This window comes from Faecalibacterium sp. Marseille-Q4164 (assembly GCF_017377545.1).
Taxonomy (GTDB): domain Bacteria; phylum Bacillota; class Clostridia; order Oscillospirales; family Ruminococcaceae; genus Faecalibacterium; species Faecalibacterium duncaniae.
Map to the genome: position 1 here is coordinate 26,354 of NZ_JAFREJ010000016.1, position 22,107 is coordinate 48,460.

At 51.5% G+C, this 22,107-nt stretch carries 23 protein-coding genes; all 23 read right to left on the reverse strand.

The window, feature by feature from the left end; genetic code table 11:
• The 23 genes from J3352_RS14345 to J3352_RS11795 all read right to left on the reverse strand — a co-directional run bounded on the left by J3352_RS14345 (window position 1) and on the right by J3352_RS11795 (window position 22,100).
• Window positions 1–345: a TnpV protein gene (locus J3352_RS14345; protein ID WP_227612692.1), complete on the reverse strand. Its 345-nt coding sequence runs from the start codon at window positions 343–345 to the stop codon at window positions 1–3.
• Between the two features lie 802 nt (window positions 346–1,147).
• Window positions 1,148–1,354 (reverse strand): transposon-transfer assisting family protein, encoded by a 207-nt coding sequence (locus J3352_RS11690; protein WP_005929883.1) that lies wholly within the window; start codon window positions 1,352–1,354, stop codon window positions 1,148–1,150.
• On the reverse strand, window positions 1,355–1,948 hold the full coding sequence (locus J3352_RS11695) for a YodL domain-containing protein (RefSeq protein ID WP_117526373.1): 594 nt from the start codon (window positions 1,946–1,948) through the stop codon (window positions 1,355–1,357).
• Complete coding sequence (locus J3352_RS11700) at window positions 1,935–2,243, reverse strand: hypothetical protein (protein WP_008396497.1); 309 nt, start codon at window positions 2,241–2,243, stop codon at window positions 1,935–1,937. Before J3352_RS11700 ends, J3352_RS11695 begins: the two co-directional genes overlap by 14 nt.
• A complete protein-coding gene (locus tag J3352_RS11705; RefSeq protein ID WP_117526372.1) occupies window positions 2,240–3,127 on the reverse strand; it encodes an LPD16 domain-containing protein in 888 nt (295 codons plus the stop codon). The genes J3352_RS11700 and J3352_RS11705 overlap by 4 nt, the downstream gene beginning before the upstream one ends.
• Window positions 3,124–5,202 carry a DNA topoisomerase 3 gene (locus J3352_RS11710; protein WP_117526371.1) on the reverse strand — a complete coding sequence of 693 codons (2,079 nt, stop codon included), beginning with the start codon at window positions 5,200–5,202 and terminating at the stop codon, window positions 3,124–3,126. The genes J3352_RS11705 and J3352_RS11710 overlap by 4 nt, the downstream gene beginning before the upstream one ends.
• 340 nt (window positions 5,203–5,542) lie before the next feature.
• Window positions 5,543–7,039, reverse strand: a complete 1,497-nt coding sequence (locus J3352_RS11715) for a glycosyltransferase (protein ID WP_370569104.1) — start codon at window positions 7,037–7,039, stop codon at window positions 5,543–5,545.
• A gap of 528 nt (window positions 7,040–7,567) precedes the next feature.
• Entirely contained in the window at window positions 7,568–8,731 is a 1,164-nt protein-coding gene (locus tag J3352_RS11720; RefSeq protein WP_117965669.1) for a CD1107 family mobile element protein, read from the reverse strand.
• Complete coding sequence (locus J3352_RS11725) at window positions 8,719–8,979, reverse strand: DUF4315 family protein (protein ID WP_117965672.1); 261 nt, start codon at window positions 8,977–8,979, stop codon at window positions 8,719–8,721. The genes J3352_RS11720 and J3352_RS11725 overlap by 13 nt, the downstream gene beginning before the upstream one ends.
• 35 nt (window positions 8,980–9,014) lie before the next feature.
• Window positions 9,015–10,784 (reverse strand): CD1108 family mobile element protein, encoded by a 1,770-nt coding sequence (locus J3352_RS11730; RefSeq protein WP_117965675.1) that lies wholly within the window; start codon window positions 10,782–10,784, stop codon window positions 9,015–9,017.
• A gap of 3 nt (window positions 10,785–10,787) precedes the next feature.
• Window positions 10,788–13,175, reverse strand: coding sequence for a VirB4-like conjugal transfer ATPase, CD1110 family (locus J3352_RS11735; protein WP_097772854.1), 2,388 nt, complete (start codon window positions 13,173–13,175; stop codon window positions 10,788–10,790).
• Window positions 13,176–13,194: 19 nt separating this feature from the next.
• Window positions 13,195–13,587 (reverse strand): PrgI family protein, encoded by a 393-nt coding sequence (locus tag J3352_RS11740; protein ID WP_002576402.1) that lies wholly within the window; start codon window positions 13,585–13,587, stop codon window positions 13,195–13,197.
• An 18-nt stretch (window positions 13,588–13,605) separates the two neighbouring features.
• Window positions 13,606–14,472 carry a VirB6/TrbL-like conjugal transfer protein, CD1112 family gene (locus tag J3352_RS11745; protein ID WP_097772855.1) on the reverse strand — a complete coding sequence of 289 codons (867 nt, stop codon included), beginning with the start codon at window positions 14,470–14,472 and terminating at the stop codon, window positions 13,606–13,608.
• A 306-nt stretch (window positions 14,473–14,778) separates the two neighbouring features.
• Window positions 14,779–14,994 carry a Maff2 family mobile element protein gene (locus J3352_RS11750; RefSeq protein WP_002576404.1) on the reverse strand — a complete coding sequence of 72 codons (216 nt, stop codon included), beginning with the start codon at window positions 14,992–14,994 and terminating at the stop codon, window positions 14,779–14,781.
• A gap of 206 nt (window positions 14,995–15,200) precedes the next feature.
• A complete protein-coding gene (locus J3352_RS11755; RefSeq protein WP_112120892.1) occupies window positions 15,201–16,958 on the reverse strand; it encodes a VirD4-like conjugal transfer protein, CD1115 family in 1,758 nt (585 codons plus the stop codon).
• Window positions 16,955–17,437 (reverse strand): PcfB family protein, encoded by a 483-nt coding sequence (locus tag J3352_RS11760; RefSeq protein WP_097772871.1) that lies wholly within the window; start codon window positions 17,435–17,437, stop codon window positions 16,955–16,957. Before J3352_RS11760 ends, J3352_RS11755 begins: the two co-directional genes overlap by 4 nt.
• A gap of 18 nt (window positions 17,438–17,455) precedes the next feature.
• The gene (locus J3352_RS11765) at window positions 17,456–18,091 is read right to left on the reverse strand and encodes a DUF3846 domain-containing protein (RefSeq protein WP_117965678.1); all 636 of its coding nucleotides are present in this window, start codon (window positions 18,089–18,091) and stop codon (window positions 17,456–17,458) included.
• A 10-nt stretch (window positions 18,092–18,101) separates the two neighbouring features.
• On the reverse strand, window positions 18,102–18,608 hold the full coding sequence (locus tag J3352_RS11770) for a hypothetical protein (RefSeq protein ID WP_117965682.1): 507 nt from the start codon (window positions 18,606–18,608) through the stop codon (window positions 18,102–18,104).
• A 13-nt stretch (window positions 18,609–18,621) separates the two neighbouring features.
• Window positions 18,622–19,533, reverse strand: a complete 912-nt coding sequence (locus tag J3352_RS11775) for a ParB/RepB/Spo0J family partition protein (RefSeq protein WP_117965685.1) — start codon at window positions 19,531–19,533, stop codon at window positions 18,622–18,624.
• A gap of 75 nt (window positions 19,534–19,608) precedes the next feature.
• Entirely contained in the window at window positions 19,609–20,454 is an 846-nt protein-coding gene (locus J3352_RS11780; protein WP_117965688.1) for an ATP-binding protein, read from the reverse strand.
• The gene (locus tag J3352_RS11785) at window positions 20,451–21,125 is read right to left on the reverse strand and encodes a helix-turn-helix domain-containing protein (RefSeq protein ID WP_005929992.1); all 675 of its coding nucleotides are present in this window, start codon (window positions 21,123–21,125) and stop codon (window positions 20,451–20,453) included. The genes J3352_RS11780 and J3352_RS11785 overlap by 4 nt, the downstream gene beginning before the upstream one ends.
• Window positions 21,106–21,273 (reverse strand): hypothetical protein, encoded by a 168-nt coding sequence (locus J3352_RS11790; RefSeq protein ID WP_009532276.1) that lies wholly within the window; start codon window positions 21,271–21,273, stop codon window positions 21,106–21,108. Before J3352_RS11790 ends, J3352_RS11785 begins: the two co-directional genes overlap by 20 nt.
• Window positions 21,270–22,100: a phage antirepressor KilAC domain-containing protein gene (locus tag J3352_RS11795; RefSeq protein WP_117965691.1), complete on the reverse strand. Its 831-nt coding sequence runs from the start codon at window positions 22,098–22,100 to the stop codon at window positions 21,270–21,272. Before J3352_RS11795 ends, J3352_RS11790 begins: the two co-directional genes overlap by 4 nt.
• Window positions 22,101–22,107 lie beyond the last annotated feature (7 nt).

Genomic DNA, 22,107 nt, shown 5'->3' on the forward strand with positions numbered 1-22,107 from the left:
TTAACTGTTGATAAGTTCCGTCAGAATGACTTCCTCTGCCTGCGCTTTCAGCATGTTCATGTGCTGCACCCAGGCCATCTGGTTCAATTTCTTGTCCGGTGCCGGATTCGCTTTCAGAAGATCCGCCATCATCTGCTCCATCCGTGCGGTCGCGGTCTCCTGAATCTCCCACAGGTGCGGGTACAGCTTCTCGGTCAGGATCAGGTGATTGTACAGCAGCGTGTTGTTCTCCTGCAGAAACGCTCTGCGCATCCTCCCGTACTTGCCCAGGGGCTTCTGTTCCTGCACCGACAACTGGATGTCCGGAATCAGGTAATCGCCGTTCTTCGTGTAATTCAGCTCCATCATAGTTTTGGCTCCTTTCTGCCTGCTTATCTCTTTCATAGGTTCGGATCGTGCGTTCAATTTCCCGGAAGATCTGGCTGGACATTTCGCTGACCGCAGTTCCCAGCACATTGGCGGCAGCCTGCGTATTAAAATCAAAGATGTCCAGAAAATCCTCGTGCTCAAAATAGTCATCTGCATTGCCCACCGTCCGGGTAAAGACGGAATATGCGATGCTGACAGCGGCAGCTCTCTTAAAGGAAGCTCCGATGTTGAGTTCATCATATCCTTCCAGATAGGAATCTGCAACGATGTCACTGATCTGCCTGCGGTTTTCCTCCCAGTAATCCCTTGCAAGGCGTTCTGCCGCTTCCATGATATGATTTTCCAGAGACCCAGCACCGGCAGAAACATCAAATGCTGCATCCAGTGCGCGAATGATTGGCTGCTCATGCTCCGCATTCATTTTCCAGAGCTGTACCGGTCGGGAATTCTTCCGTTCTCCGGTATCTGCCACATCAAATACATACCGCAGTTTCGGCTGCTCGCCGCGCATGTCCAAAAGAGCAATGCCCTTGGAGCCACGCTTCACATAGCGGTTCATCCGATCATTCCAGAGATCGTACTCTGCACAGGCCGTCGCTTCTGGTCTCTGCTTATAGATCATCAGCTGCTCCGCAAAAGGATACTTATAAAGCCGTGCGGATGTGGTCAGAAACGCTGTCCACTGCTCTTTGCTGCCAGTGATCTGTGCCGCAGCTTCCTGCGCCATCTGCATATAATAAGCCGTTTTCGTCATCATCTGTCTTTTTCCTCCTCTCCTTTATTCGTCCGGATACAAATCCAGTGCCTCATATTCTGCATCCGTCATCTCTGCCAGTTTTGCAAGCAGCGAGGCCGTCCACCTGCGCAGGTTTCTGTCTCTGCCCGTCAGACTTTTTTGCATCTTTTGAAGCTCTTCGATCAGCCCTGTCCGTGTGCCAGGGCTGTAAAGCATCATGAGCATCCATTCGTCATCCGTAAAACGCATTTATAACTCCTTTTCTTCGCAGCACCTGCGAGGCGGCGCAGGCGGCACAGCCTCCTGCTTTTCCTTCAGCTGATCCAGAACCGATGCTTTCTCCACCGGTTCTTCCTTCTTTCCGTTATTGATTACGCCGTCAATCATGCCGTAATCGTCCTCCATTGCCATTTCTGCGGCTTTCAGGTAGTTCTCCGGTTTCAAAAATCCGGGCAGTTCCTGGAAGCCGATGGAATCCACATAGTGACAGCTTACAACACCATTCTGCCGTAAAGCCACGATGTCAGACACAGAAAGACTATGACCAGTAAAATCATCAGGGCGGGAAACATTGAATTTCGCATACAGTTCCTCTAACATCGTATTCTGATCCTTGTAGGGAAGAAGCGGAGCCGTATAAACCACCTCATAATGGTCAATATCCGGTTCCAGCCCCATCCGTTCCAGTTCGCGCATAGACGAAAAGCGTTCATATACCGTATCCTCGCTGCGGCGAAGCTGCAAAATCGCATACTGGTCGGTAGTACTGTCGAGAAATGCCATCATTCTTTCGTCCGGTGCCTGCGTTCCATGCACTTCATCCCATTTTTCAATTCTTGCCATCGTTCATTTCTCCCTTCTCCATAAACGGCAGGCCGTTTTCCTTTGCTTCCTGCCGCTGCTGTTCCCGCCGCTTTTCACTATAAGGCGGTCGGATACCGACGCAGCGTTTCGGAATCGTATAAGTGACCGACCCATGCTCCCGGTGCTCCAAAATAAACTGCTCCGGATACTGTTTTCGCAGTTCCCGAAGCTTCTTAATCAGGCGGCTGTCATGGGTATAAATGCTGGCGGTATCCAGTTCATTATCAAAATTGATGACGGTTTCCTGCTCTGCCTTCGTAAGCTTGTATTTCATCGCTCTGCCTCCTTCGCCTTGGCAGCTTTCACCGGCGTATCCGTTCTGGAAGACAAATCCGAGAGTTTACCCAGCACAGATTCCCGTCTGCTGATTTCCGCTTCCTCTGCACGATCACAAAGTTCATCATAGTCAATCCGCGTCATGGTGCGGCCACCGAACCCATAATCCGAAAGAATCTGGTCTCTGGCTGCATTCATGCTGATTTCCGGGTTGTCGATCTGTCCACCGTCAATTTCCGTAAAGTCCTTATGATATAAGGTATAGTCGTAACCGTCCTCACAGGTCTGAATGGCAAGAAAGCCCTTGCCTCCCAAATCCCATGCACTGCGTTCTTCCGTAATCAGCGGCTCCGGGCGGCATGTACCACCGCCGCGTTCCAGCATTTCTGCCAGCTGACAGATGTGCAAAACATCATACCCCAGGCGCAAATGATATTCGTCCATATATTCGCAGCGAGCTGAGAACTTCCGGTTCGGATACTCGATCTCCACTGCACTGCCATCCGGAATTTTGAACCGATCCTCGTAGTTGCTGGTGATAAACCGGATATTTTTTGCATTCTCCAGCTCAGGATCAGCCTTTTTCATCTGCCAGAGAACCTTTCTGCCGCCGCGTACCTGCTCCAGCATCTCCGGAGCTACCGGCGCAACGGCAAGACCGTCAAGCTGGGAAATCTTCTGAAGTGCTACCACCCTTGCGCTTTCTTCCAGCGTAGAAGACGGCTGTTTATCCAACACATCCCAGCCAATGTGTCCCTCGGTGGTCTGCACCTTGCTGTCCATATCAAAGCAATGGAATTCCACGCCGTCCTGCTTTTCCTGCAAGGAAAGCAGCGCAGCATTATCCACCAAATAAGCTGCATTCATCATTTTCATGCTCATTTTTTACCTCCAAACTCCAGCTTAAATGCTGCTGCACCGTCCTCGCCAGTCTCTACATGAACGGTTGTGTCATAGTAACGTCCAGACTTCTTGGAATAGCAGTGGGTAAGCCGTGCTTTTCCCTGATTTACCAGTTGCTTTGCCAGTTCCTCTGTCATCTGCTTTCCCAGTGTCTGAAAGAACCTGTTTTCCTTCCAGAGTGCAAATTTACAGTTCTTATCCCTGCAAAACCATCCATTTGCCGTTTCACAAACATCACTGCCGCAGGCGGGGCAGGAACCAATGACTTTGCATTCCGGCTGCATCAGGACATTGGCACCTTTCACAGCCTCGTAGGTTTTTACAAGTCCGCTGACCATGCTGCTGATTTCTCCCATAAAGGCATCGCTGTCATACTCGCCGTGTTCTATTTTCAGCAGTTTTACCTCCCAGTCTGCCGTCATGGATGGAGACTGAATCTGTTCCGGCACCACCGTCACCAGCGCATTTCCCTTGTCCGTAGAACAAAGGTATTTCGTTTTCTTATCGCCCCTGCGCTCGATAAAGCCTTTCTGTACCAGTTTTTCGATGATGGCAGCGCGTGTAGCTGGTGTGCCGATGCCTTTTCGCTCTACACCAGCCGGAAATTCATCCGAGCTGGCACTTTCCATCGCTGAAAGCAGAAGATCTTCGGTAAACCTCTTGGGTGGGCTGGTCTTGCCTTCTTTCAGATCGACACCGGCAAGTTCCAATGTCATGCCTTCCGAAAGCTCCGGAAGATCACCTGCCTCCGCATTCTTCTCAGCATCTTCAACCGGCTTTCCTGCATATTGCCTCCAGCCCATATCCGTGACTGTTTTGCCTTTCGTGCGGAACTTCTGACCGGCACACTCCGCTTCTACTATGGTTTCTGCATAGTGGCAGGGTGTTCCGACCGCACAAATCAGCCGCACCGCCAGCAGAGTAAGAATCGCTTGTTCTCCACTGGGAAGCGAGGAAATGTCATAACCCGCCGCTGTTTTTGTAGGGATAATGGCATGGTGATCGGTGACTTTCTTAGAATTGATGACCTGCGCTGCATTCACCGGTGCCGGTACATCCGCCTGAATCTGAAAGCTCTGCTGGATCACAGAAACAAGTTCCGGCACCAGCGGTGCCATATCATCCGTCAGATACCGGCTGTCGGTACGGGGATATGTCACGAGTTTCTTCTCGTACAGAGCCTGTGTGTAATCCAGGGTCTGCTGGGCAGTGAATCCCAGCTGCCGATTTGCTTCTCTCTGAAGCGATGTCAGATCAAACAAGGCCGGGGGCTTCTCTGATTTTTCTTTCTGCTCTACCTTGGTAATGATGGCACTTCCTGCCTGGCAACACTCTGCCACCAGTTTTTCTGCTTCTGCTTTTTCTTTCATTCGCTCACCGCCCGCTTGAAAATCCCGAAATTTTAATTCTGCCGAGTAGAACGGCTCCGGCTTGAACGCCCGGATTGCTGCATCTCGCATAACCACCATCGCAAGCGTTGGTGTCATCACGCGCCCCACATTCAGGGTCTGCCCATACAGACATGAAAAAAGCCGGGTGGCGTTGATTCCGACAATCCAGTCGGCTCGCTCCCGGCATAAAGCCGCCTCATATAAGGCATCATATTCTGTTCCCGGTCTGAGCTTCTGAAAGCCTTCCCGGATAGCACTGTCCTCCATTGATGAAATCCAAAGCCGTTCCACCGGCTTTTTGCAGCCGCACTGATGGTAAACCAGTCGGAAAATCAGTTCGCCCTCACGCCCTGCATCGGTTGCACAGATCAGACTCTCCACATCTTTCCGCTGCATGAGCTTTTTCAGGATTCCGAACTGCTTTTTCGTGCTGGCGGACACCTGATACTGCCAATGTTCCGGCAAAATCGGAAGATCATCATACTTCCACTTTGCATACTTTTCATCATAGGCTTCCGGCTGGGAAAGTTCCACCAGATGCCCCACACACCAACTGACAAGGTAGCCATTGCCCTCCATATAACCGTCCCCGCGCTGATCTGCCCCGATCACTTTCGAGAGACTCATGGCAACCGAGGGCTTTTCCGCTAATACAAGCTTCATTCGATACTGCTCCTTTCGCAAAAAAATTAGCAGCCAGGCACCGAAGCGCATGACTGCTATGTAAGGAACGGTATTCTGTTTTAGGTCTACAAACTGGGGCTTTTATGATCTTGCCACAGCTTATCAGTCTATGCACGTCAACTGTTGAAACCGCCGTGTACCGAACGGTACGCACGGTGGTGTGAGAGGACGGCGGCTAGTCACCGCCTCCTACTCGCTTGTGCCCATGTTTCGGCCCTCCACATCATCACTCCGCGCATGCGTTGTGCCTCGCCGCAACGCATTCTGCCCCTCGCTGACTCATCGCCAGGCATCGCTGATGGTGTTCGTCTGCCCATCCTCACTTCTGCAGTATCTGCTTTTCGTTCTCCTGCACACGCCGCTCGAGCGCTGTATACTGCCGGAGCTCGTCCTCGGTAAATCCCCGGAACTTCGCCTGCTCGTAGTCACGCTCCGCGGCCGCGATATCCTGCAGCACCGCATCCGACGCCGGCAGCAGCTCGAGACGAATCTTCCGCGGCTCGCGTTTTTTCTTCGTCATTCCGTTCGCGTCTGCATCCTGTGCCTCGCCACGCTTTCCGAAAAGACCGGTCGCCTCGGCTATTTCCGCCGCTTCACGTCGTTTCCTCGGCACGTCGACCACTTCGAGCATCCCGCGTGAGACCAGCTTCTGCAGCGCGGCGCGCAGATCCCCGCGGCTCATATGCATCAGCTCCGCGAGATCCTTCCGGCTCAGCGCCTTTCCGGCATCCTTTCGATCAGTCGCCTCCACGGCATCTTCCCGCGCAGGCATCTGCGCTTCAGCCCCTCGAGAGAGCGCCTTTCCCGCGTCCTTCCGATACAGCAGCAGCGACAGCTCCGCCAGCGTCATATCATAGTTCAGCGCCACCGACTCGAGATAGCGCTCGAGCAGCTTCCGGTCGCGGTACTTCTCCACGATGATCCCATCCTCCGAAATCACCTCCTGCAGCGCCTGGCTCCGCTCCTCACCGAGCTTCTGCGTCCCCGGAATCGTCGCCGGGAACACGAAACCATCCTTCGCCGCATCCACTAGAAAATGATAGACCTGCAGCCGCTTCCGCTCATACGCATCCTCATCCAGCACATGCTTGAAGAAGTCGTTGTAGCACTCGAACATCGCGAGTTTCATCTCCACCGTCCGCGCGAAGCTGATCTTCTGATTCACCAGCGAACCCTTCGTCTTCACATAATAGTAGACCGGCGTCCGCAGCGCATAGAACGTCGTCGCATAGCGCACATACTCGAGATTAAACAGAAAATCCTCGCACCAGCTGAGCTTCGCATCCATCCGGATCCCGTGCGCCTCCACAAGCGAGCGCCGGTACAGCTTATTCCACAGCACCCCATAGTAGTAGTCCGCCGGGTTCTCCATCATGAAGCCAACGAACGCTTCACGCCCGATCACCTGGTCCGCGTCGATATCCCCCTTCTGCGACACCATCTCTCCGACGACACGATAGAAATCCGCGATCACCATGTCGCAGCCCGTCTCCTCGGCCGCCCGCACCATCAGCTTCGTCGCATCCGCCGTCAGCCAGTCATCACTGTCCACGAACTGCAGAAACGTACCCCGCGCCCGCGCGATCGCCTGGTTTCGCGTATCCGACACCCCCGTATTCTCCTTATGCACGACCACCACGCGCGCATCCGCCCGCGCATATCCGTCGCAGATCTCCCCGGACCGATCCTTACTTCCATCATCCATGAGGATCAGCTCGAAATCCCGAAACTCCTGATTCAGAATACTGTCCACACAGCGCGCGAGACTCTTCTCCGCGTTATACACCGGCACGATGATACTGACCTTCGGCTCCATAGGCACCTCCATCAAAAAACTACTTCTAGTTGTACCATAAAACCCTCCCGTTGACACTCGTATATTTCTGCTCACTTTTCCCGGGCCAATGTCTCGGCCCTCCGCCTGCTCACTCCGCGCCCACGCGTCCGCACCCTCCACCTTCTCACGTCGCGTCCACCCATTCGCACTCGTTGCCTTTATCGCGCCCATGCCTCCGCCCACTACCTCCTCACGTCGCATCGAAGCACCAATTCCCTCATGAAAATGTCATATTACAGCATAAATTCGCTCATGAAAGTGTAATGAAGCACGGATTATTCCCTCATGAAAGTGGCAAAATACTGAAAAGAACGCTCATAAAAGTGGCAGAGCACGGAAATCTGAATGGTAAAATTCCGAGTTGTTGAGCTGTTCTTACTTTCTATTTTATCAGATATCGCCTACAGAGTCCATAGCTTCATAGCTCAAAACAGTTCACCCACCAACCATTTGGCTATGTAAAGGGGACGGCTTTTCAGCCGCCCCCACCGGTCAACGCTGCGTTAATCAGACAGGTTCATCGTCCGATTCCGCTTCATAATCCTCGTTGACATCCACTTCTTCGTCCTCGTCACCATCATCCTCCGGCAGCTGGAGCGTATCTTCATCCTCATCGTGATAATCCGCATCCGGGTCCGGCTGATTTTTCTTGGACGCAGGCTTTACGCCCTTCATCTTGATATAGAGATAACCGCCGACACCGGCTGCACCGATCACAAACAGAAGCAGCATAATCATCGGAAGCGGAGACGATTTCTTCTGCTCGCTCTCTGTTTTCTGCTCTTCCGGTGCCGGTTCCGTCTCCTGCGGCTTTTCGGTTTCCGCAGGTTCCGTGACTTCCGGCTCCTTCTCCCGATACTTGGCAGCTTCCTCTTCATCCATCAGCGCAAGCAGATCGGCCTCGTCCACCATGTTCAGGAAATGCACATTCTGGTTGCCGTCTTTATCGCGGTCGATGATCAGATAAAAGGTGTTGCCCGCCTTTGTCACCAGCGTAATGAACTGCTGGCTGGATTTATCTTCTTCCTCACCGATATCGTCCACCAGCGTCATATTTCCTTCCGGAGTCAAAGCTGCACTGGATTTCGTCTCATCCTCGTATGACATTCCACTCTGCATCAGATCCAGAAACAGCTTCAGCGCATCTTCACTGAACATGCTGCTGTCTTTTGCAGAATCCGTGACATTCAGGTACTTTCCATGTGCATACCCGGTTTTGCCGTTGAAGTTTACCTTATACCAGTCACCGCATTTTTCGACAATCTCCACCGTATCGCCGGAATGCAGATATCCGATAATCTCCTGATCCATGCCGGGACCGGAACGAAAATGCAGACTGGTGATCCCCGGCACCACCGTACCAGTCTGCTTTTGGGACTTTTCGCTGCCGATATTGTATTCTTTGCCGCCCACCGTAACGATCAGGTTCCCATCCGCATCCGTAGAGACCTCATAGCCATCCGGCAGAACCTGCATGTCCGGGTCGATTTCGATGCTGTCGGTATTGTCCGTTTTCCCCGCATTTGTGCTTTCTGCTGCATCCGTCTCCTGTGCAGCGGTACTGACAGGCGTGTTCTTCTGCACATCATCGCCCGTATAGGCAAATGCAGTGGTCGTAAAGGTTCCTGCCGCCATCACGCTGGCAAGCAGCATTGCCATCATCTTTTCCATTCCATATCCTCCGTTTCTTTCTCATCCAGTTTCAGGTTCTCCGGGTTGGGAACCGCAGCCTGCGCCAGCTGAATGATGACTGCCAGCTGTTCCGGGGTCAGGCTCTGGGCATGTACCATTTCACAGATTTCGCTGTTTTCCTGCTCGTGGTACTTTCTGTCCCATTCCTTTCTGCGCTCCTCCCATTCATCGCGTTTCCTGCGGGCTTTCTCGCGCTCCGCAGCAATCTTTTCCAGTTTCAAGCTCATATCGTATCCTTTCCGGGCGAATAAACGCCCTATTTTTATCGAATTCTTCCCATGCAGTAGTAGTGCTGCCGCCAGTAGCTCGTCTCAATGGAAGCATAGGAAATTGGTGAGCCACAGTGGATCATCATCCCGTTGCCGACATAAATGCCCACATGGGATGCGCCACTGGTGTTGTAGGTTTTCTGGAAGAAGATCAGGTCTCCGGGCTTTGCCTCACTCTTCGGGATAATGTCGCATTTTCCCATCAGACCGTTGGCCGTCTGCCTGCCTACATTCCAGCCATTGCCGCAGTGGTTGATGACCCAGCTTACAAAACCGGAGCAGTCAAAACTGGTACTCGGCGAGCTGCCGCCCCAAACATAGGGATAACCGAGATATTTCTCTGCTTCGGTAATCATCTTCCGGAATTTTTCATCCGTCAGAGCTTCGCCCGGAATGTCGTAATCCTGGTATTCTCCGCTGGAACCCGCGCCATCCGGCGTTGCAAAGGCTATGCCTGCAAACAGGTCATCTCGATTGCCCCGGCACTCCAGTGTGACTTCGTATCGTTGCAGCTGGTCATCTGTAAGGCCGGAATTTCTTGCAACATAGTCAACGCCCCGATTGAGCAGTGTTACATTGAGGATTTTATACTCATACTGTACCGTCACCTGATAGGTGTAGGTGTGTCCGGTTCCGGTGATTGGATTGTAGCGATAGCCCACACGGGTTTCCTTCCTTGTCCGGATTTCCACCTTTTCCTCCAACTTCAGCTCATACTGCGCTTCAAAAATACTCTGGAGCCGCGCCTGCACCTGGCTTCTCGTATAGTTTTCAAATTCTACGGTCAGCAGAGATGCAAGCTCATAGGGATTGTGACCAATCTCTGCCAGATTGTAGCGATACTCGTCATAGCCCGGATGGTCGGTTTCAATGCGGTCGATTTGTTTGCGAAGTTTATCTTCCAGCCTGGTATAATCCGTCTCCACGCCTTTCAAATCTTCATCTTCTGCCGTGTAGGAAGTCCCCAGCACCACATTGCCGCCGCCATTGATCAAGACGGAGCATGACGAAACCGACCCGGCAATCACCAAAACAAGCAGTCCCACGGCTGCGATACCGATGATGATATGCGAGTGGCTCTGCACAAACTGAAATGCCTTTTCCGTTATACTGACAGTACCCTGTGCAGCTTTGGCTGTGCCAGATGCTGTGTTCTCCGCAGCGGCCGCACCTGCCTTCGCAGCGGCATACTCTTTTTTGATGGCCTGCTTCTGCCGCCATCGGGAAAAGAGATTGGAACCAGCCTGCAGATCAGACTTCATGCGTTCCGCAAAGATGGAATCTACGGCATCTTTATTTCCCTTTTTCTCCAACCGCTCCAGCTTTTTGTACTGCCGCAGCTTTCGACCATATTGGAACCGGGAACCAGCACGGGCTGCACCTTCCGCTGAGCCTTCGGTAAAATGCGCTGCCTCCACACCAGAATTATTATCCTGGTCGGCATTGCGCACACTCTGATGTGCCTTGGCTGAAAGTGCATCTGCCGCAAGATTTCCCGGCTTCTTTGGCTTTCCGCCTTTTTTCCCGGAAGCTGCTGCATTCTTTTTCGCTTTTACTTCCTGATCTGATTTCAGCTTCTTACTGCGCATCTTAGCAAGATCGGCCTCGTGACGAATCTGCCTTCGGTGTTCCGCTTTTTTCTTGCCGCCGTCTCCCGTACTGCTATCTGCGGTTTTGCTTCTGGAATCGCGAAGGGTGTTCTCCGCACCCTCGCGCTCCTGCCGCAGCTTGTCTCCGAGATTCGGATTTTTCTTGCCAGCCATCGCTTACGCCTCCTTCGCTTCCTGCACTTCGGTTAATTTTGTCGTCATAATCCGGTACAGTTCCAGATCGGTCGGGAAACGATCAACGAACGGCAAAATCACATTTCCGTAGAACAGCAGTCCTTCGCCTTCACCGGAGTGGGTCACATAGGACAGCTGATGTGGGCTGATATTCAGCTGATCCGCCAGAATCTGACGATCACCGGCTGCTTGATTCAGCATATAAATGAAGTCGCTGTTTTCAAAAATGTTCGTCACTTCGCGGGAAGAAAGCAGGTCTTTCACATTCTGGGTGATGCCGGTGGGAATACCGCCCCATTTACGGAATCGCTTCCAGATTTCCACGCTGTAGGCCGCTGTCTGCTCTTCTTTCAAAAGCAGATGGAACTCGTCCATATAGTAGCGGGTGGCTTTACCGGCATTACGGTTGGCGGTCACACGCCCCCAGACCTGATCCTGCACCACCAGCATCCCGATCTTTTTCAGCTGCTTGCCCAGCTCCTTGATGTCATAGCAGACCAGCCGGTTATTGATATCTACGTTGGTGCGGTGGTTGAACAGGTTCAGAGAACCGGTTACATAGATTTCCAGTGCCGTTGCCACATGGTGTGCCTCCTTTTCATCCTGCCGGAGCAGAGCTTCGTACAAATCCTGCAAAACGGGCATGTTCTCCGGCACCGGGTGTTCAAAATAGGTCTGGTAAATCTGATGAACACAGCGGTCGATGACCGTCTTTTCTACCGGCTGCAAGCCTTCTTTTCCGCCCACGATCAGCTCACACAGGGACAGGATGAAATCTGCTTTCAGGGCAATCGGATTATCCTCTTCCGAATAGTTCGCATTGATGTCCATTGGGTTGATATACTGCGTGCTGGAAGGGCTGATTTTAATGACCTGCCCCTCAAATTTCTGCACCAGTGCTGTGTACTCAGCTTCGGGATCGCACACGATTACATCGTCATCCGTCACCAGGAACGCATTGGCGATTTCTCTCTTGGCAGAGAAGGATTTACCGGAACCGGGGGTACCCAGAATCAGCCCGTTGGGGTTTTTGAGCTTTTTCCGGTCAACCATAATCAGGTTGTTGGACAAAGCATTCAGCCCATAGTACAGAGCCTCTTTCCCGGTCTGAAACAGTTCCTGGGTGGTAAACGGCACGAAAATTGCCGTGCTGCTGGTAGTCATGCTGCGCTGAATCTCAATCAGGTTCTGTGCCAGCGGCAGGCAGCTCATCAGCCCCTGCTCCTGCTGGAAGTCCAGACGGCGCAGGTTGCAGTTGTACTTTTGTGCAATGCTGGAAGCCTGAAACACATTGGTTTCCAGCTCCTGCTCCGTTTCGCCGGTGTTCATCACCAGAAAGGTCAGCAGGAACATACGCTCATTCTGGCTCTGCAATTCCTTCAGCAGTGCCTTTGCGTCCTTACCGTAAGTTGCCAAATCGGACGGAATGATGTCCATATCGTATCCGGAACGGACTGCTTTCTTCTGTTCCTCAATCTTGGAACGATCCAGCTCCGTAATGGTGTGCTTAATGGACTTGATTGCTTTATTCTGGTCTACTGACTGAATGTGCATGGTCACGATCTGGCTGGATTCCATATCCAGAAAGTCCTTCAGCAGCTGATCCGAAAGGTCGGAAGCTGTGATCTGGAGATAGGACATGGAACCATACATCCCGCCCATCTGAAAAATCCGGTTCTTCGGAAAGGCAAATCCGGTCGGAGCAATAAAGTCCTTTACCGACAGCCCACTCTCCGGCAGCCATTTCCAATCGAAATTGAATCGGTCATGGTCACCCATGTGGAACATATCGTGCATCAGATGAAGCCGTTCCTTGCCGTTCAGCAGTTTTGCCTGGACACCCAAACGTTTGAAGTTGTTCATCAGGTCGATCTCAATGTGAATGAGCCTCGGCTTTGCCTGTTTCATGGATTCCGCCTCAATGCCAAACGTCAGATACTTCGTCTTGGTCAGGCCGTTGTTGCCCTGGGCAAGCTGGCGGCGCAGCATGGTGCTGTACTCCGTGCGCACCGGATTGAAATGATCCTTCTGGTACGGAATACGCACCATCTTCTCAAAATTCGAGGCATCCGTAGCCATATTCATAAAAGAAAGCTCAAAGCGGATGCTGGAATCAAAGAAGTTTAGGAAGCTGCACCATTCCTCAAAGATAGCCGTCTGATCCTCCTGTTGTGCCAGCTGATAATTGATGTCCTGAAACTGAATGGTTTTGGTGTAGTAGTTGTCCGTCACACGGCAGATACCATCCGGGAACATCCGCTGAAAAGGAATGCTCTCCTGTGCCGAATGCGGAACCGTGCGGTCACCCCTTGCACGGTCGATCACCATCTGCACCTGTTTCTGCTCTGCGGCTGACAGATGGGACGGCATTCGGATGTCCTCCTGCTTTTTATTCTTCGCTGTCAGCTTTTCGAGAATTTTGAACAATGCGATTTACCTCCATTTCCACGTCTGCCTGCTGAACCAGCAGTGCATAGTAATTTTTTGTTTTGTAAGGCCGCGTTTTCGGCCGCTTGAACTTTGCCTCATAGAAGTGCTTTGCCACCACTTCCAGCGGCTGACCATCTTTCTCATACATGGCAAGAAAGAAAAGCGGCAGCATCACTGCCATCATGCCAAGTGCAGCAAGACTAAGATTCCCGCTGGATTTAAGCAAAAAGAAAACCGGAACGCCAATCAGCGCACCGGCTCCGAAGCAGAGAATCTGCCGTTTGGTCAGGTTCATAAATACCTTGGTTTTGACCTTTGAAAGGTCTCGCGGCACAGAAATATAAGATGCCATGAATCATTCCTCCTCTCCTTAGTGCGCTGCAAACACGGATTTCGCGAGGCTTCCCGTCTTAAATAGGGTAAATGCCAGCAAAACCGTATAACCCATAACGCCCCAAATGCTGCTGATAATGTTATCCGAAAAGGACAGGTTCTGAATCAGAACTGCATAGATGCCTACACAGATTATGATAAGAAATCCCTGGAATCCCAGTGCAAACAGGGAGCGCAGATAGTTTTGACCGGTATGGCTCTGCTCATGGTTGCCAAAGGTTGCGAACGGGATCGGTGCAAGGCTCACCATGAGATATATTTCCACCATTCGGCCATACACGATGACAAAGATGATAGCCGACAACGCCAGCATCGTGACCTGAACCACAAAGGTCTGCAAATACAGTCCCAGCAACGGTCCCAAGTCCATTCCTTCCAGTGTAGCCTGCATTGCTGTCAGGGTCGCATCACTGACGGACGTACTGCCGGAAATCAGACCGCCGCTTCGAGAGATCACTTGCTGTGCCACATCAAAGACAGCCATCGTGATATTGAATGTGTTCGAGATCAGAGTCACTGCCAGAAAGGTCTTAAAGACCCATTTGAAAAATGTCCAGGTCTCGAAATTTGCCAGATTGTTATGCTCGATAAGCATCTGGATCAGCTCATAACAGGCGATGAATGTCAGCACCATTCCGGCAATGGGCAGGATCACGGATTCCGAGATGTTGCGGATCATAGAAAAGACCGCAGGTGAAAAGTTCGCCGGTGTGGTTCCCACATCGCCTGCGATCTGTCCAACCTGCTGGTTGACCGAATCGAACATCCCTGAAAGATTTCCCATGATGCCGCTGATGATCATGCTCTTGAGCCAATCTGTGATCTGTTCAAGGATACTCTGCATGAGCCGCCTCCTTTCTTACGCAAACACGCCGAACAGCTTCGCCATCCGGGACAGAAGCATGAACAGCTGTGAGAAAAGAGACAGTGCCGATGCAGTTGTAGTAAGAAACGCCATAGATTTGTCCTCCTGTAACTTGTCCGGCCTATCAGCCGGTGCGATTCTAAACTGCGGTTCTGCGTCATACTTCCAACATGTGCACCTGCCGGAGAGCGCAGAAAATAGCCAGCTGCGGAGATTGCCTGCACCTGACTATGTAACAGGCAGCTTTCGCCGCCCGGTCGGAATCTTCGCTCCGACAGTTTTCGCTTAACCGAACAGACCAGAAAGCAGCGGCACCAGAGTCGTGCCGATCAGTGCCACGCCGCCGCCAGCCATCAGCTGCTTCATTCCCTGAGACTTTGCACCAGGGTTGTCGTTGCCGTAACCCTCCAGCAGGTTGATCGCTCCCCAGATGCCGAGGCCGGCACCCAGTGCGATAACGAGGGTCTGAAGAACGGTTACTGCGCTGTTGAAAAATGCCATAAATGTGTACCTCCTTGTACAATGCGCCCTTACGGGCTGATGAATAGTGAATATCCCCCTGCATGTGCACCTGCAAATGGGCAAACATATAGCCAGATTTCCAATCCCAATCAGAAACCTGGCTATGTAAAGAGGCGGCAGCTCGCCGCCTCTTCTTATTCTGTTGCCAGCAGCGCACCCATGACATCTTCGCCGTCAGAGCAACCTTACTTGGCATGATCTGCGTCAACCACTTCGTACTTATCACCGGGCTTGAGCTTCAGCCGATGATCGAGAAACGCCTCGATGCTGAACGTGTTTTTCTTATCAGCACCGGCAGTGAGCTTGTAGTTCGGATGCTGGGTCAGATCGTATTTATCTGACTTGAACGGTCTGACACCGCGCAGCTGCAAAATGCACTTTCCGCCATCCAGCACAGCCAGTTCATCCACCGAAGCCAGGTCATGCCCAACCTTTTGGTAATTGGTGCCGTAAGATGGGCTATTGCCTCTGGTATCGGAAGTGTTGTACAGATCAATCGTTTCTTTTCCCAGTGCCTGATTCAGCTCTTTTAGCGTAGTCGGCTCCGAACCGCCAAGGAAAATACGAGAATCCATATTGCCGATGATGGTATCGGCATTGTCCTTGTAGATTGCCTTCAACTGGCTCTGTGCCTGAAGCACCAGACACGCCGAGATTTCTCTTGATCGGATGGTGGCTACCAGCTTTTCCAGATTCGGAATCTGACCAATGTTCGCACACTCATCAATCAGGCAGCGCACATGCACCGGCAGTCTGCCGCCGTAAACATCATCCGCTTTTTCGCACAGCAGGTTAAACAGCTGTGTGTAAATCATGGAAATCAGGAAATTAAAAGTCGGGTCTGTATCGCTCATAATGAGGAACAGAGCCGTTTTCTTATCTCCCACCGTATCCAGCGACAGCTCATCGTACATAGTGATATCACGGACTTCCTCAATATCGAAGGGAGCAAGACGTGCGCCGCAGCTCACCAGAATCGACTTTAAGGTCTTGCCCGCCGCCAGCTTGAACTTGGCATATTGGCGGACAGCAAAGTGGTTCGGTTTTTTCTTTTTCAGAGCTTCAAACATCTGATCCACTGGATTCTGAAAGGTTTCATCATCCTCGCGTACTTCCATCGCATTCAGGAATTCAATCAGCGTTGCAAAGTTCTGCTCTTCCAGCGGTGCCTCATAGTGGATATAACCAATCAAAGCACAATACAGCAAGGTCTCTGCCTTCGTCCAGAATTCGTCACCGGCCTTGCCGTCCCCTTTGGTGTTGGCAATGAGGGTTGTGGTCAGCTTCAAAATATCCTTTTCGCTGTGAATATACGCGAAGGGATTATAATGCATCGACTTTCTGAAATTGATAGTATTGAAAATCCGGATACTGTATCCGTTCTTCAAAAGGGCTTGGCCGCAGTCGATTACGATATCGCCTTTCGGGTCAGTGACCACATAGGAACTGTGGCATTGTAAAAGATTGGGTTTAAGCCAAAACCGGGTCTTGCCGCTGCCGGAGCCGCCCACCACCAGCACGTTTTTGTTTCGGGCATTTGCCGGATTCTTCGGGCGGTTGCCCATCATCAGCCGCTCCGTCCGGGTCAGAATCACATTGTTTGCAAACACTGGATCTTCAAACGGTTCGATGTCTTTCTGCGTACCCCAACGAGCAGAGCCATACTCCATGCCATGGCGATATTTCTTGGCATTTTTGCCTTTCAGGTACACAGCAAGCCGCAAACCCGCTCCGCAGCACACACCAATCAGCAAATCCATCGGATGCAGACTTGGCATCGGGTTGGAAAATGCTGCACCCAGGGCAGAAAGAAAGCCGAGGAGCTTTTCAGACATGTCTGCGCCCTCGGCAATTCTCCACGCTTCTCCCAGATTGGTACATACAAGACCGGCAATGAAGTACGGTAGGTTCAGGAGCAGCTGCTTCTTTGTCTTATTACTCATAGATCACGCTCCTGACTTTTGTGGCGAACCTTATCCGGAAGAATTGCAGCAACCAGCTCTTTGAGCTTGTTAAGCTGCTCCAGAACACTCGGTTTTTCCTTTGTTTTCAGCTTTCGGTTGGTGAATTCCTCAAAAGCGGAAGTCAGTGCATCCGCATCCTTCGCCTTAAAGAACACCGTGTACTTGGGTGGCATTACATTTTGGTCTTTCGTAATGGCATAATCCACACCATATTTCCGTGCCACCTGTTCAAAGCCTTTCAAATCCGTTTTCTCAATGGGGATACTGCTGACTCCCTGATTCTGACCGATCAGTTCTTTGATGCTCTGCTTTCCAACCGGCAGCTGCGCTGTTTTCTGAGCCACCTTTGCCTGATGGTGCCGTTTCCACGCATTATAGCCATTCACGATGGTGCGAAAGGTCAATTTCGTGGTGCTGATTGCCAGATTGACGGTACGATTTTCAACTTCTTCCTGCATGAATCTCCGCCTCCTTCCTTACAAACTGTCCCGGTCCGGTGCAGGTTTGCTCTTTTCTTGGGGCTTTGCAGCCTTTTCCTCCATCTTCTTCACCATGTCATCCGGAACCGGAATCGCCATGATGCTGCGACCCATACGAACGAACATCTGGGGCTGATGGAACTTTTCCTCAAATTTCTGCATCTGCTCCGAAGTCAGAGAACCAAAGTCATCCTCTGTCAGCCCTACCACCAGAAAATCACCGGCATAAATGTCCTGCATATCCCCGTCTTCGGTGTAAATCGCACGGTTCAGCGGCAGACCATTGATTTTGCCGGATTCATTCAGAATAATGGCCACTTCATCCTCAAATGGATAGGTGACTTCAATATCGCCGCCGACCATGGCCTGCAAATCTTCCAGCTCCGTGCCAACACTGATTTTCTTCGGATAGGCATTGGGCTGTACCAGCAGCACATCCATTGTCCTGGTCTCTGCCAATTCATGTTCTCCCACGGTCTTGAAATCCACACCGGTGAAATCGCCGGAATCCAGAACATAGTCCTGATTGTTCCACGCCTGCGTCACCATGCGTTCCGCATCTTCCTGTGAGGCAGCTTCCACGGAAACCTTTCTCTGGAGAGTCTCTGTAATCTCCACATCAAATTTCTTCATAGGCGCCTCCTTAGATCAGGCGCAGTGCCGGAACCAACTCGCCGCCAATGGAAACCACCGTCAGGTTCTCGTTCACATAGTCGATGGTACGTTCCAGCGTAAACAGATTGATGCTGCATTCGTTGCCGTTCTGGTCGATTTCCGAAACCTCCGCAGCTCCCAACAGATAGCGGGTTCTGTCAGTCTCGATCACATCGCTCTTATCATAATGGAGAAGCAGTTCCCCATCTGCCACCAGATCAGCCTCCATCTCATCGTAAACATCCTCAAAGATGTCTCGACTGCCAGCCTCGGTCAGAAGTTCGCCGCCAGTCCCCGGCAGGATCACCATCACAATACGCTCCTTCGGGTGATCTTCACGGATTGCCTCCAGCATCACCCAGTTATGAAGCATCGCAATGGACTTCTCAAACTTGGGATCATCCATCGGATTCGGCTGCGATGCACCGTTCGGGCAGTCCTTACAGTCCATGCTGCACACTGCGTTGTTCTGATTCTTCTTAAAGTTCATCATCATAAAAATCTCCTTCTCATCGTTCCATATCTCGTTGTTTACTTCGCTGCCACTTTTCCAGCAGCCGGATAATCGTGTCCTGCATCTGCTTCGGCGTATAGGATTTCGGGAAATACTTCCGAAGAACCTCATTTTTAATCGTCACATGGTCAAGCTCATCCTTTTTGATTTCATTCATCACTTCACACATGGCATCCAATGTGCAGCCGCCCTCCTGCGAGAGTTTTTTCAGCCGCTGCGCCTGCGACAGGGATGGAGATGCCTGTGCATAGTCCATTGCCTCCAGAAATTCTTTCTGTTCAGACGGTTTCAGATAAGACAGCTCTACCGCCGGATTGAAGGCGATTTTCTTCTCATCCACCATATCCAGAATTTCAGGAATCAGGTTTGTAAGGCGGATATATCGCTTTACTTGGGATTTACTGTCACCAGCTTCTTCAGCTACAACCTGAGCTGCCCACGACTTCGGCCCAACTTGGGCCGAAGTTAAATCTCCGCGTTCCCCCTGATGCTTCATTGCCTCCAACTTCATCTTGTAGGAAAACGCTCTCTCACTGGGAAGGATATTTTCCCGCTGCAAGTTGCTGTCCACCATAAAGATGATTGCCGCATCATCATCCATTTCCTTAACGATGACCGGCACTGTCTCCAAACCTGCCAGCTGCGCCGCATGAAGTCTGCGGTGTCCCGAAAGGATTTCGTATCCGCCTTCCGGGTCCGGTCGGACAATCAGCGGTGATACCACACCGATCTGCTTGATGCTCTCCACGGTCTGTGCCATCAGCTCATCGTCCAGCACCTTAAAGGGATGCCCTTCAAAGGGATGCAGGTCTGAAAGCGGCATCTCCGTCCACTGCTCCTTAGCCGCAGCGTCGGCAGCTGAGCCACTGCGGTTTTCTGTTGTAATACTGGTTTTTGCTTTTGCCATTCAGCTTCTTAACCTCCTTCCAGCGGTGATAGATGTCATTCTTACCTGCGAAAAACGCCTTTTTTGCCTTGCACTTCATAGATCAAGTACCTCCTTAACGACCTGCTGTTTTTCTTTTCCAATGCTTTTTCTGCGGTCCTCTCCGCTGATTCGCACCGGCGTACACATTTCCAGAATCCTGCTGTAAATCCGGGCGTATACCACATCCTGCGGATTGCGGATTTCAGCAATCTTCAGATTGGTTGTGATAATGACCGGAAGCCCGGACTTATACCGCTCATCAATGACAGCGTAGACCTGCTCCAGCGCATATTCGGTGCTGCGCTCAATTCCCAGATCATCCAGAATCAGCAAAGAATAGTTGGAAAACGAAGCGATATACCGGTATCGTTCTTCCGAATACATGGCACCCATCTGGTTCAGGATTTTGGAGAAATTCGTCATCAAAACCGGAATGCCCTGATCCAGCAGCGCATTTGCTATACATGCCGCCACAAAGGACTTTCCGGTTCCGACATCTCCCCATAACAAAAGGCCAAGGTTTTCAGCCTTGACCTTTTTCCACTGCTCCACATAACGTTTTGCCATCTGGATGTCCTTGTTGTCTTCTGCAACGCCAAAATTCCATTCCAGAAGATGCTTTTCCTGAATCCCAGTTGCTTTCAGCTGCCTGATTTTACGCTGCCGCTCCACCAGTTCATCCTGGCGTTTCTTTTCCGCCATCGCTTCCTGCTGGCATCTGCAAAGGCAGGGAACAATCTTGTCTCTGCCCCAGAGCTTTACCCTGCACTGCACCGGCGTATGGCAGTTTCTGCAATACAACAGTCCGTCATCGCCCTGGTATTCCAGCTCTCCGGGTTCTTTCGGCGTAAAGAGCGAATCCAACGCCGCATTCAAAACTTCAGGCACCATGTCGCTCATAGGCTGTCTCCTTCCTCAAATGTGTAGTCTGCCGGGTTGTACTTCGGCTTTTCTCTCTTTGCCCAGCTCCGGATTGTTGCAAGGTGGTTTTTGTAGCTCCTGCCGGTGGAGGCCATATACTCAGAGAGCCGTTCCACTCGCATCTGATAATCTCCTGGGAACTCCTGCCGGAGCTTGCCGTATTCCGTGTCAGAAAGAAGGACATTTTCGTATGAGCCATACCGGTGTTGGATTTCCTTCTTCTCTCTTTTATTGATTGTTTTAGTACTTGTTCTATTAGTACTTAATTGCGCGGGATTTTCCGTAACCGGTGTGTCCGTATCCGGATTTACCGCATACGGCTTTTCCGTACACGGTGATTCCGAACACGGCTTTTTCCTTGGCATCTCATAAATCACATACTCCGCTCTGCCCATCCGACCGTTACTCTCACGCTGCTGGTTCCTTTCCAGATACCCAAGACGCTCCAGCTCCTTCAGAGCCGTAAGCACTCCATCTACGCCATCCGGCGTAATCGAAGATAACCCCCGTACCGAATAGTTCCATGTGTCTGGCAAACTGAGCAGCATGGAGAGAAGTCCTTTCCCTTTCAGGCTGAGACCCTGATCCCGCAGGTGGTAATTGCACATTGTTGTGTAATTGCTGTTCTTCTCAACCCTGAATACCGGCATGGTGCTCACCATCCTTTTTCGCAGGCTCCGCTTTTTTCTTCGGACATTTGCGCGGACGATCTTCGCTGTCCTCTCGGCGATGGTATTTGCCGGTATCCTGCATCATGCGTTCAAACGCCTGAAGGCGTCCCTCTGTAAAAAGCGTCATTCGATCACACCCCATTTCTTAAACAACTTGAAGAGATGATTCTTTCCCTTGCAGGTCACTCTCGTCTGCTGCACCAGTTTTCCGCTTCTGCCGTAGCAATCCCGGACAATAAAATAGCCCCTTGCAGATTTATCTGCAAAAGGCATCAGCCAGCCACTCGGACTGCGGTACAGATAGCGATGATCCAGTAAGAGAGCCACTGCCGTCTTCTCCGGGATTCCGATTTCCTTACAGAAATTCCTGATGCAGGTACAATCCTCCGAGTTCACAAAGGTGTCGAAGTAGTCTGCCTTGGGCTGTGCCGCATCCAGCTGTTTGCGGATACCCTCAAGCTGCTCCCTCTCGGCTACAAGCTCCTGTGCCAGGGTGTAGATGACCTCCGGATGCTGAATCACCTGATTCAAAATGGAATCGCTCATATACACTCCATGCTTGCGGATAGAAGGGAGAACTTCATCAAACACCCAGTGTTCAAATCGTTCTGCCGATGGCAGTTTGCTGTGAACGATCAGCCGGTAAACATCGCCTTCTGTGATAAAGGAGATTTCAACGACCTGCTCTCCAGCATCCCCATACTGGTTCACCTTCTGAACGACCCCCTCGCGTTTCGTTAGGGGGCCTCTGCAATGCCGTTTCACTGCGGCGTAGGGATTCACATACCCCAACGCTTTCGCCACGTCGCTTGCACAGAAGAAGGTCTTGCCTGCCTCCTGTAACAACCGGATCGAACCAAACTCCTGGTTCTCAAACACTTCCATCATCTGCCTCGACTGTCCGCCATGACTACCCACATCGGTATCATGGGTCTTCTGATTGAAATCCGTCATACCTGTT